8 protein-coding genes and 1 riboswitch are annotated in these 12,531 nt (G+C 39.6%); of the genes, 7 read left to right on the top strand and 1 reads right to left on the bottom strand.

The window, feature by feature from the left end; all coding sequences use genetic code 11:
* Positions 1–33 precede the first annotated feature (33 nt).
* A complete protein-coding gene (locus PH210_RS24140) occupies positions 34–1,860 on the bottom strand; it encodes a polysaccharide biosynthesis protein (protein ID WP_289988934.1) in 1,827 nt (608 codons plus the stop codon).
* 571 nt (positions 1,861–2,431) lie between these two features.
* Between PH210_RS24140 and PH210_RS24135 the strand changes: the two genes are divergently transcribed.
* The 7 genes from PH210_RS24135 to PH210_RS24105 all read left to right on the top strand — a co-directional run bounded on the left by PH210_RS24135 (position 2,432) and on the right by PH210_RS24105 (position 12,494).
* Complete coding sequence (locus PH210_RS24135) at positions 2,432–2,785, top strand: helix-turn-helix domain-containing protein (protein WP_289988933.1); 354 nt, start codon at positions 2,432–2,434, stop codon at positions 2,783–2,785.
* 88 nt (positions 2,786–2,873) lie between these two features.
* A riboswitch (SAM riboswitch) is annotated at positions 2,874–2,990 on the top strand.
* An 80-nt stretch (positions 2,991–3,070) separates the two neighbouring features.
* Positions 3,071–4,183: a methionine biosynthesis PLP-dependent protein gene (locus tag PH210_RS24130; RefSeq protein WP_289988932.1), complete on the top strand. Its 1,113-nt coding sequence runs from the start codon at positions 3,071–3,073 to the stop codon at positions 4,181–4,183.
* The gene (metC, locus tag PH210_RS24125) at positions 4,183–5,358 is read left to right on the top strand and encodes a cystathionine beta-lyase (protein ID WP_289988931.1); all 1,176 of its coding nucleotides are present in this window, start codon (positions 4,183–4,185) and stop codon (positions 5,356–5,358) included. Before PH210_RS24130 ends, metC begins: the two co-directional genes overlap by 1 nt.
* Before the next feature lie 15 nt (positions 5,359–5,373).
* Positions 5,374–7,233 (top strand): bifunctional homocysteine S-methyltransferase/methylenetetrahydrofolate reductase, encoded by a 1,860-nt coding sequence (locus PH210_RS24120; RefSeq protein ID WP_289988930.1) that lies wholly within the window; start codon positions 5,374–5,376, stop codon positions 7,231–7,233.
* Entirely contained in the window at positions 7,214–10,663 is a 3,450-nt protein-coding gene (gene metH, locus PH210_RS24115) for a methionine synthase (RefSeq protein ID WP_289988929.1), read from the top strand. Before PH210_RS24120 ends, metH begins: the two co-directional genes overlap by 20 nt.
* Before the next feature lie 208 nt (positions 10,664–10,871).
* On the top strand, positions 10,872–11,285 hold the full coding sequence (locus PH210_RS24110; RefSeq protein ID WP_289988928.1) for a MarR family winged helix-turn-helix transcriptional regulator: 414 nt from the start codon (positions 10,872–10,874) through the stop codon (positions 11,283–11,285).
* A 12-nt stretch (positions 11,286–11,297) separates the two neighbouring features.
* Positions 11,298–12,494: an MFS transporter gene (locus PH210_RS24105; RefSeq protein ID WP_289988927.1), complete on the top strand. Its 1,197-nt coding sequence runs from the start codon at positions 11,298–11,300 to the stop codon at positions 12,492–12,494.
* The last annotated feature ends 37 nt before the right edge of the window (positions 12,495–12,531 follow it).

Raw genomic sequence — 12,531 nt, 5'->3', positions numbered from 1 at the left:
TCCAATCAATTCCTTTAATTTAACAGCGCTTTCCTATATCGAAATGGGCATGTATGGCTTTGAAGTCATCTTGTAGTTTGCAAGCTGTAAAAGGATCTCTCTTAGTTCCTCTTTTTCCATACTTTCAAAATTAGCTATCAATTGATTAATTTCTTCAATATATAACTCAGCTGATTTACCAATATAGATTTTTGGGTAGATTTGCTTTTCGTGAATTTCATTTTCTTTTAACAGCTCTTCAAAAAGCTTCTCCCCCGGTCTTATCCCTGTGAATTGAATACCAATTTCTTCAAGTGAATTTCCGGAAAGCTGGATTAAATTTTTAGCAAGGTCAACTATCTTCACTGGGTCACCCATATCTAATACAAATATTTCCCCGCCCTTGGCGAGCCCACCAGCTTGAATCACAAGCCTTGATGCTTCAGGAATAGTCATAAAATAACGGACCATATCAGGGTGTGTGACGGTAACAGGCCCCCCTTGCTTTATTTGCCTCTCAAATAATGGGATAACGCTGCCTCTGCTCCCCAAAACATTGCCAAACCGAACTGCTACAAATTTAGTCTGGCTCACTGTATCCATAGACTGAACGATCATTTCTGCCAGTCTTTTCGTTGAACCCATTACACTAGTAGGGTTTACGGCTTTGTCTGTCGACACCATAACAAAAGTTTTAACACCAAGCCAACCGGCAGCATTAGCTACATTCATCGTCCCGATTACATTGTTTTTAACGGCCTCATCAGGATTGTTTTCCATTAGAGGTACATGCTTATGTGCTGCGGCATGATAGACGACATCTGGAAGATGTTTGCGCATGATGGATTCGATTTTTCCTAAATCCTGAATATCTGCAATTTCCGGTATAAATTCAATTGATGATCCTTTAAAGCGTTCTTTTAATTCCATTTCGATTGAATAAATACTATTTTCACCATGTCCTAAAAGGATTAACTTTTTCGGATTGAACTGGGAAAGCTGCCGACAAATTTCCGACCCAATTGATCCGCCTGCGCCTGTCACCAGCACGGCTTTATCTGTGAGATATTTTGAAATCGTTTCCATATCAAGATCAATAGGATCCCTTCCTAATAGGTCTTCTACTTGGACATCTCGGAACTGACTTACCGAAACCTTTCCAGTCACTAAATCCTCCAATTTGGGGAGGATTTGAGTTTTGGCAGAAGTTTTGGCACATTCCTGAAAAATGGGATTCAAGTCTTTTCTGCATAATGATGGAATGGCGATAATAATATTTTCAACTTGGAGGCTTTGAACGGCCCATACAATGGAATTGACACCGCCCACAACAGGTATACCAAAAATATCAAGCTTTTGCTTAAAAGGGTCATCATCAATAAAGCCAACGGGACGTAGGTCCTGCCCATGATTTTTTAAAAGCTGCCTGGCAATCATCGTTCCTGCAGATCCCGCACCTACAATTAATGTTCGTTTTTTATTCCGGTTTTGGTAAATAAAAGTATCTCTGTAAATTCTCCAAAAGAACCGCGACCCGCCAAGTATTAATATATGAAGGGCCCAGGTGACTACTAAAAGCCTAAAGTTTATTTCATGAATAAATATTTTCTGGATAAGAGCTGCCATAATTATCGTATAAGTGACGATTTTAAAGATAATCAGTAATTCTCCTGTACTAGCATATTCCCAGGCTTTTTTATAGAGTTTTAAGTAAGTTGAAAATATATGATGGCAAATCAAGATGGTTAAAGAAGTGAGAATCATTGGAGCTGTAATGACATTAAAAGTGGCATTGACTAGGAATCTACTAAAATAAATCGCAGTTAAAACAATACTTGAATCCACTATAAAAAACAGCGACAATCTTTGTCTATATGTCATACTCTCTCCCCTTTACATACATTTTTTAAAATTAAAGCTTTTGATTATCCGCCTTCTTGAAGCCCGAATAATCAAAAGCCTTAATTCATATGGGGCATCTAACCCCGCCTCACATCACACTCTCAACGACTGGCGTTTAAGGTATTTTGCAACCCACAGCATGACCGAGTGCCTTCATTGATAATGGTAAGAAGACATCACCTATTATTAATAGAATCACTTGTTTGTAATATAGAACAAAATGAATAAAAAAATTTTTACTTTCACCTGTTATTTTTTTGCCTCCAACCATAAAATCATTCTGTATTAAGAACATTATAGTCTCTTTTTTTTAAAAAGCAAATCAAAAAAAGTTAAAATCCTCTTAATCCCCCACTGAAAACAGCATTATCATTACTTTTTACATTTTTTTGTTAATCTGTTCTTCAAATAGAACAAGTTATGTTGTATACTATTTTTAAAAAAGAATAATTAATTGAATAATATTTTTCGTTTGAGCGAACATGTTAACTTGCTAGTTTTATAACATTTTTACTACATATAAAATAAATATGGTAATGAGGAGAAACTTATGATTGGAGAGCGTATAAAGAAATTAAGAGAAGAAAAAAGATTTTCGATTACAGAGCTGGCAGAGTTAGCAAATGTCTCTAAGTCTTATTTAAGCTATATTGAGCGTAATCTTAATAAAAACCCCTCTATCCATTTTTTAATGAAGTTAGCAAGGCCTTTAGATGTTTCCTTGGAGTTTTTACTAAATGGAGTGGAACAGTCTGCTAATGCTCCGAGTCCAAATGGGAAGGAACTATTAGACGAGGAGTGGCAATTAATTATCGAAAAGGCCATTAAAGATGGTATGAATAAGGATGATTTTAAGGAATATATGAACTTTATTAAATTTAAAAACTGGGAAAAAAATAAATGAAAGCCCTTTAATCATTTAAATGGTTAAAAAACCAATTGACACTTCATCGTTATTGTAGTAAATTTTATTAATAATCTAAATATTTGTTTTCTTATCAAGAGAGGTTGAGGGAATGGCCCGAAGACACCTCAGCAACCTTCAATGTATTTTTTCATTGAAAAGGTGCTAAGTCCTGCAAATTATTGTTTAATTTGCGAGATAAGAAGAATGACAATGTGGCCGTTTGCAAAAGTCTTCTTCTTATAAGAAGACTTTTTTTATTTATATAAACAAGGAGTGTGCATTATGTACAAAATTGATACGAAATTAGCCCAAATTGGAAATCGAAGTGAGACTGCAACTGGAACCGTTAACCCGCCTGTTTATTTTTCAACAGCCTTCCGCCACGAGGGGATTGGGCAATCAACTGGGTTTGATTATATTAGAACCGGAAATCCAACACGCCAGCTTCTTGAAAAAACCATCGCGGATTTAGAAGGCGGTGATCAAGGTTTTGCCTGCAGTTCAGGCATGGCAGCCATTTTAACGATTCTTGCTTTATTTGAATCTGGTGATGAATGGCTTGTAAGCGAGGATTTATATGGTGGAACCTACCGTCTATTAGAACAAGGATATAAAAAGTGGGGCTTGAAAAGTCAATATGTAAATACGTGTTGTCCGGAAGAGATCGAAAAGAAAATTTCTCCGCAAACAAAGGCTATTTTTCTTGAAACTCCAACCAATCCGCTTATGCAGGAATCTGATATTGCTGAGGTATCCAAGATTGCCAAAAAGCACGGGATTCTACTGATTGTTGACAATACCTTCTATACTCCTCTATTGCAGCAGCCGATTACACTGGGTGCGGATATCGTGATCCACAGTGCAACGAAATATTTAGGCGGACACAATGATGTTCTTGCCGGGCTTGTTGTTGCAAAAGGCAAAGAACTTTGTGAAGCCTTGGCCTTTCATCATAATGGCGCGGGTGCTGTCTTAAGTCCATTTGATTCCTGGTTATTAATGCGCGGAATGAAGACTTTATCGCTTCGGATGAAGCAGCATCAGAAGAATGCAAAGGCTGTAGTTGAATATCTTTCCACGCACGAAGGTGTAACAGATGTGCTTTATCCAGGACGTGGAGGAATGGTTTCCTTCCGAGTAAAAGACGAATCGTGGGTTAATCCATTTTTACAAAATTTAAAGCTGATTAGTTTTGCTGAAAGCTTAGGCGGCACCGAAAGCTTTATTACCTATCCAGCAACGCAGACTCATGCCGATATTCCAGAAGAAATCCGAATTCAGTCCGGTGTATGTAATCGTTTATTGCGTTTCTCTGTTGGAATTGAAGATGCAGAGGATATCATTTTTGACCTGAAACAGGCATTAGCCAAAGTGAGCGAAGGAGTGATTGTGTAATGGAAACAGAAGAATATTGTTTTGAGACGAAGCTTCTTCATAACCGGCATAAAGTGGATCCTGTAACAGGGGCGGTAAGCGTGCCTATTCAGCATGCTTCAACCTTTCATCAATTTGATATCGATAGTTTCGGAAAATATGATTATGCCCGCAGTTTAAATCCAACACGTGAAGCGCTTGAGGATGTGATTGCCGAACTAGAAGGTGGAGTCAAAGGATTTGCCTTCTCCTCTGGAATGGCTGCCATCTCCACGGCTTTCCTTTTGTTATCATCTGGAGACCACGTTGTGATTACGGAAGATGTATACGGTGGTACATTCCGAATGGTTACTGAGGTCCTAACCCGTTTTGGAATTGAACATACTTTTGTTGATATGACTGATTTAGATCAAGTTAATCAGGCAATTAAGCCGAACACTAAAGCTTTTTACGTGGAAACTCCTTCAAATCCTTTATTGAAGGTAACGGATATTCAGGCAATTAGTGAACTAGCAAAGAAAAATAATGCGTTAACCTTTGTCGATAATACCTTTCTTACACCAGCATTACAAAAGCCTCTAGAACTTGGTGCCGATGTTGTCCTTCATAGCGCCACCAAGTTTCTTTCAGGCCATAGTGATGTAGTCGCTGGCCTTGCTGTTGTAAAGGATGAAAATTTGGCAAAAAGACTTTATTTTTTACAAAATTCCTTTGGCGCAATTCTTGGTGTTCAAGATGCCTGGTTAGTGCTTAGAGGACTAAAGACGCTTCATGTCCGGCTGGAACACTCACAAAAATCCACCTTAAAGATTGCTCAATTTTTACAGGCGAATCCGCTTGTTAAAAAGGTTTATTATCCTGGATTAGAAGACCATCCTGAATTTGCATTGCAGAAAGCACAGGCTGAAGGTGCAGGCGCTGTTTTATCGTTTGAGCTGGCTGATGAAGATGCAGTTCGTTCCTTTGTATCAAACGTAAAAATCCCTGTCTTTGCAGTAAGCCTTGGTGCAGTGGAATCGATTTTATCATATCCGGCTAAAATGTCCCATGCGGCCATGCCACAGGAAGAAAGAGAAAAACGAGGAATCAAAAATAGTTTGCTTCGGCTATCAGTAGGATTAGAAAACGCTGACGACATAATAAAGGATTTTTCTCAGGCCCTAGCGAAGCAGTACCAAAATGATTTGGTTTATTAACAAGGAGAAATGTATATGAGCTTTTTAGAAAAATTAAAAAATCAAATCTTAATAGCTGACGGGGCCATGGGTACTTTATTGTATTCGTTCGGTAAGGATAGTTGTTTAGAGGAATTGAATCTTTCTCAGCCAGATCATATTCAAAAAATTCACAAAGCCTATATTAATGCTGGTGCGGACGTGATTCAAACCAATACGTATGCTGCAAACTATTTAAAGCTGCAAAGGTATGGTTTAGAGGATTCTGTTAAGGAAATTAACAGTGCAGCAGTCTCTATTGCCAAAAAAGCAGCAGCCCAAAATAGTACTTACGTCCTTGGAACAATTGGTGGAAATCGAGGTGTTAAGCCAGATTCCATTACATTAGAAGAATTAAAGCGCAGCTTTCGCGAGCAATTATATTGCCTCCTTCTTGAGGGTGTGGATGGATTATTGCTTGAAACCTTTTACGATCTTGAAGAACTTGAAACGGTTCTAACCATAGCCAGGAAGGAAACAAAGCTGCCGATTATTGCGCAGGTATCCCATCAAGAGCCTGGAATTTTACAGGATCGGACTCCTATCAATGACGCTTTAAAAAGACTCGAAGCTCTTGGAGCGGATATTGTCGGTCTTAATTGCCGGCTAGGTCCGCATCACATGTTATTAGCTTTGGAACAGGTTGAATTGCCTGAACATGCCTTTCTTTCCGCTTATCCAAATGCCAGTCTTCCTGCCTATACGGACGGAAAGTTCCATTATAATGAGGGCGATGGGAATTATTTCCGAAGTTCTGCTAAAGCGTTCCGTACACAAGGAGTGCGGTTGCTTGGCGGCTGCTGCGGTACAACGCCTGAACACATTAGGGCCTTTGCTGAGGAATTAAAGAATAGTGTTCCGGTAACTGAAAAAGTAGTACAATTAAAACCAAAGAAAATCATTATCGAACCACCTGTAAGGGAGCATACCCCCCTTCAGGAAATTGTGAAAGAGAGAACATCTGTTATCGTAGAATTAGACCCGCCTCGAAAGCTGGATACCTCAAAGTTTTTCGAAGGGGCTAAAGCGTTGAAAGAAGCAGGCATTGACTCTATCACTCTAGCGGATAATTCCCTTGCTACAGTTCGTATTTCCAATGAATCATTGGGATATCTAGTGAAGGAACAATTAGGAATGCGGCCGCTCATCCACATCGCCTGCCGCGATCGAAATATTATCGGCTTGCAATCCCATTTAATGGGCCTTCATACGCTTGGTATGCATGATGTTTTAGCCATTACAGGCGACCCCGCAAGAGTAGGAGATTTTCCGGGGGCATCATCCGTTTACGATGTGTCTTCATTTGAGCTAATCAAAATGATTAAGCAAATGAACGAAGGCTTGTCTTATTCCGGGAAGGACCTGGGGCAAAAAACGGCTTTTAGCATTGCTGGAGCCTTTAATCCTAATGTCCGCTCGCTTGAAAAAGCTGTTAAGAGATTGGAGAAAAAGATTGAATTCGGAGCCGATTACTTTATTTCTCAGCCCGTTTTTTCAGAAGAAAAGTTACTTGAAGTCTATGAAAATACGAAGCATTTGGATGCACCTATCTACATTGGCCTTATGCCGCTGACAGGCAGCAAGAATGCAGAGTTCCTTCATAATGAAGTGCCGGGGATCAAAATTGCTGATTCCATTCGTGAACAGATGGCCAAGTTGAACGATAATCCGCTTGCAGCAACCCGCCTGGGAATTGACATCACAAAGTCCTTAATTGATGCTGCCTTAGATTTATTCAACGGGATTTATTTAATCACACCGTTTTTACGGTATGAATTAACCGCTGAGCTTGCTCAATATGCCAATCAGCGGGCAAGTGAAGTGAGGAGGAGCAACATTGCCGAAAACATCATTTAATGATCAACTAAAGAAGAGAATCCTCGTTATGGACGGAGCTATGGGAACAATGCTCCAACGTGCCAACCTTACCGCTGATGATTTTGGCGGCGAGGAATTTGAAGGATGTAATGAAAACCTGAATCTGACCGCCCCTTCTGTTATTGCCAACATCCATCGGGAATATCTTGAAGCTGGAGCCGATATCATCGAAACAAATACCTTTGGTGCCACAAGCATTGTCCTTGATGAGTATGGACTCGGCTATAAGGCCTATGAGATCAATAAAATTGCCGCGATGATTGCTATTGGTGAGGTACAAAAAGTTTATTCCGAAAATTGGCCTCGTTTTGTGGCTGGTTCCATGGGCCCGACGACCAAAACGCTGAGTGTTACTGGTGGGACAACGTTTGATGAATTAGCGGCGAGCTACGAAGAACAAGCGCTTGGGTTAATTGACGGCGGTGTGGACCTTCTATTGCTTGAAACAAGCCAAGATATGTTGAATGTAAAAGCTGGTTTCGCAGGTATCCAAAGTGCTTTTTCAAAAACTGGTACAACACTTCCTATTGTGATTTCAGGAACCATTGAACCAATGGGCACAACTCTTGCGGGGCAAGCGATTGAGGCATTTTATATTTCGGTGGAGCATATGAATCCTGTTGCTGTTGGGCTTAACTGTGCTACAGGACCAGAGTTTATGCAGGATCATATTCGTTCTCTCTCCGAGCTTTCAACAACTGCGGTAAGTTGTTACCCAAATGCGGGCTTACCTGATGAAGAAGGGCATTACCATGAAACACCGGAAATTCTTGCAAAGAAACTTTCTGATTTTGCTGCTCATGGCTGGCTGAATATTGTTGGTGGATGTTGTGGAACTACTCCAGAACATATTAAAGCAATATCTGACGCCATGAAAAACTTTAAACCGAGAGAAACAAAACAGTCTACTGTCCACATGGTTTCTGGTATTGAACCTTTTGTTTATGATGACCCTACATTAAGACCTATCATGGTTGGTGAAAGAACAAACGTTATTGGCTCTCGTAAATTTAAGCGATTAATTACCGAAGGAAAATTTGAAGAGGCTTCTGAAATTGCCCGTGCTCAGGTTAAGGGTGGAGCGCATGTTATTGATATTTGCCTTGCTGACCCAGACCGTGACGAAATCGTTGATATGGAAAATTTCATTAAAGAGGTTGTAAAGAAGGTTAAGGTTCCTCTAGTTATAGATTCTACTGATGAAAAGGTTATTGAAAAGGCGCTTAAATATTCTCAGGGTAAAGCAATTATTAATTCGATTAATCTTGAGGACGGAGAAGAGCGTTTTGAAGCGGTTGTACCCTTAATACACAAATATGGCGCAGCAGTCGTCGTAGGCACCATTGATGAGAAAGGCATGGGAGTTACAGCAGAACGAAAGCTTGAGATTGCCAAACGTTCCCATGACCTTTTGGTGAACAAATACGGACTTAAATCCCAGGATTTAATTTTTGATCCACTTGTTTTTCCAGTTGGTACGGGAGATGAGCAATATATCGGTTCTGCTAAGGCCACTGTTTACGGAATCAAGTTAATCAAGGAGCATCTTCCAGAGGTTCAAACAATTCTTGGGATAAGTAACGTTTCCTTCGGTCTACCTCCTGTGGGAAGGGAAATCTTAAACTCTGTCTTCCTCTACCATTGCACTCAGGCTGGACTTGATTATGCGATTGTAAACACAGAGAAGCTCGAGAGGTTTGCTTCGATTTCAAAAGAGGAAGTAGCTTTAGCGGATGACCTTCTATTCAATACTACGGATGAAACATTAGCAACTTTTACAGAGTTTTATCGTGGAAAGAAAAAAGAAGCTAAAAATACCGTTCCTAATATGACTTTAGAGGAGCGCCTCGCTTATTATGTCGTGGAGGGTACAAAAGAAGGCTTACTTCCAGATTTGGATTTAGCCCTTAAAAACTACCCTGCCCCTCTTGATATAATTAATGGGCCGTTAATGGATGGGATGAAAGAAGTTGGCCGTCTATTCAATGATAACCAATTAATTGTTGCTGAGGTTTTACAAAGTGCAGAAGTTATGAAAGCATCTGTAGCCCATCTAGAGCCACATATGGAAAAAGGCGATGTTTCCGCCTCAAAAGGAAAAGTCATTTTAGCAACGGTTAAAGGCGATGTACACGATATCGGAAAAAACCTTGTTGATATCATTCTGAGCAATAATGGCTACAATGTCGTTGACTTAGGAATTAAAGTGACTCCGACTGAATTGGTTCAAGCTATCAAAAATGAAAAGCCAGATATGGTTGGACTTTCTGGTTTGCTAGTAAAATCGGCGCAGCAAATGGTGTTAACAGCACAAGACATGAAGGAAGCAGGACTTTCCATGCCTATTCTAGTTGGCGGTGCTGCACTTTCCCGTAAGTTTACAGATACAAAAATTGCTAAAGAGTACGATGGACTAGTCCTTTATGCTAAAGATGCCATGACCGGATTGTCACTTGCTAATCAGCTGCAATCACCTGAAGAACATCAAAAACTGCTAGCTGAAAAACATGAAAAACTGGCAGCAGCCGAGATTCCAAGAGAAATTCCAATCCGGTCTGGGGTATCTGTTGCCGTAAAACCAAAACCATCTGTATCTACAACGGTTCCCGTTTATACTCCAATGGATACTAAAAGACATATTTTAAGGTCTTATTCTTTATCACATATTGAGCCTTATATTAATATGCAAATGCTTATTGGACATCACCTTGGAGTTAAAGGCAAAATTGCCAAATTAGTCGCTGAAAAAGATGAAAAAGCTTTAAAAGTAAAAGAAGTGGTTGATCAATTGCTTGCTGATGCAAGTGCAAACAATTGGATTACACCTCAGGCTCTTTATCAGTTTTTCCCAGCACAATCAGACGGGAATAAGGTAAATATTTATAATCCAGAAAATCCAGAGGAAATCATCGAAACATTTGATTTCCCTAGACAAGAGTCAGAGCCTCATTTATGTTTGGCGGATTTTATTAAATCTGTTGATAGTGGAGTTAAGGATTATGTTGGTTTCTTCACGGTTACAGCTGGCAGAGGTATTCGGGAAAAAGCCGATGAATTCAAGGCTGCAGGACGTTTCCTTGAAAGTCATGCCCTTCAGTCATTGGCGTTAGAAACCGCAGAGGGTTTTGCCGAATTAATTCACAGACAAATGCGAGACCGTTGGGGCTTCCCTGATCCACTAAACTTTACAATGCAAGACCGGTTCACCGCAAAATATCAAGGTCAGCGATTCTCGTTCGGTTATCCGGCCTGTCCTGATTTAGAAGATCAGAAAAAATTATTTAAGTTAATTAAACCTGAAGAAATCGGTATTGAATTGACTGAAGGCTGCATGATGGAACCTGAGGCTTCTGTTTCAGCCATGGTGTTTGCACATCCAGAAGCTAGGTATTTTAATGTTTTGAGATAATATAGTTAGATGATTTTTTCCGCGGATTTTATTAATATTTCCGCGGATTTTTTATGTGAATTCGCGAAGGTCCTCAGTTATTTCACGGAAAATATAATGATTTTCGTTTAAGTTAATACTAATTTCGCAAACACACTAACCTTGACATTTTTCACTTAAAGGAATATAGTTACCTAGGTAACTAATTGAACTTTGGAGTGAATCCACATTGAATACCCACGAATTATTCCATACACTGCATCAGCTTTCACGGCATCTAACTAATACACTTAATGAGGCATTAAAGCCATTAGGGTTATACGGTTCACAATGGTCGGCAATTTTCGTTTTAAAAACAAAAGGCTTTTTAACTCAAAAAGAATTATGTGATTACCTTTTTGTTGAAGCGCCTCCGATGACTCGAACCATTCAGCGTTTAGTTAAGCAGGGATATGTTAGACAAGTACCTGGTAAGGATAAGCGGGAAAAAATTATCCAATTAACCGATAAGGCATTATTAGAATATCCAAAGTGGGAAAAAACAGTATTTGAAACAAATGAATCAGTTTTAAAGAACCTTCCAGAAACATCACAGGAAGAACTTTTAAGATTGCAAAAAAGCTGGTTACAGCAGCTTAAATAAGGAGTGCATCATATGGATCGAACAAAATTATGGACGAAGGATTTTATTAGTATTTCCTTAAGTAACTTTTTTCTTTTTCTAACCTTTTATTTCTTACTCGTAACTCTGCCAAATTTCGCAATGCAGGAGTTTCATAGCAGTGCTTCTGAAGCTGGTCTGATGACAACGGTATTCTTAATTTCTGCCATTATTTCACGTCCGATCGCTGGCAAATGGCTCGAACGTTCTGGGCATCAAAAAATTCTTTTAACAGCCCTTATCCTATTCTTTGGCGGCTCGCTATTTTACTTTTTTCCAAAAACAATTTCTGGTATGCTGATCATTCGTTTTTTACATGGGATAGGTTTTGGCATGGCGACCACTGCTGCCGGTACCATCGTCGCTGACCTTGTCCCACCTTCGCGCAGAGGTGAAGGCATGGGATACTTTATAATGTCTGCCAATTTAGCAATGGTCCTTGGTCCATTCATCGGGATCACCGCAATGAATTCATGGGGACCAATGGTATTGTTTACGCTAAGTGTGGTTGGAGCAATGGCTTCACTCATTGCTGGACTTTTTATAAGAATTGCAAAAAGAGAACACACAAAAACAGAAGTGGCTTATTCAAGTTTTTCGTTTCGCAACTTTTTTGAAGCTTCAGCAGTTCCCATTTCATTGATTGGAGCATTCTTTGCCCTTGTTTATTCATCGATTCTTTCCTTCGTCAATGTGTATGCAAATGAAGTTCATTTATCAGCCGTTTCAAGCTTATTCTTTGTAGTTTATGCAGTTGTTCTTTTAATCTCAAGACCTTTTACTGGCAAATTGTTTGACCTTCGTGGTCCAAACGTGATTGTTTTCCCTTCTATTGTACTATTTGCCATTGGGATGTTTCTTTTAAGTAATAGTGGTACAGCCAGCACATTCCTATTTTCAGCAGGACTGATTGGCTTAGGGTGGGGAACACTTTTTCCAACCTTCCAAACCATTGCCCTTCAAGATGCCCCTCCTAAAAAACGAGGGCTCGCAACTGCTACTTTCCTATCGATATTTGATACCGGTATTGGATTAGGGTCATTCGTTGTAGGCTTGTTAGTAGCAAAAATAGGCTTTGGCTCGTTTTACTTTATAAGTTCATTTTATATTCTTATCGGGATTGTTCTTTATTACTTCCTTCATAGCCGTAAAAAAGAGCAAGTTAAGCAATATGAAGAGCGAATTAATTAAACTCGAAGACCCCCTTGATTTTCAAGGGGGTCTTCAC

Source organism: Paenibacillus sp. BSR1-1 (assembly GCF_030403775.1).
Lineage (GTDB): Bacteria > Bacillota > Bacilli > Bacillales > Cytobacillaceae > Neobacillus.
The sequence above is the reverse complement of the archived record's forward strand: the minus strand, read 5'-3'. Positions and strand labels throughout refer to the sequence as shown.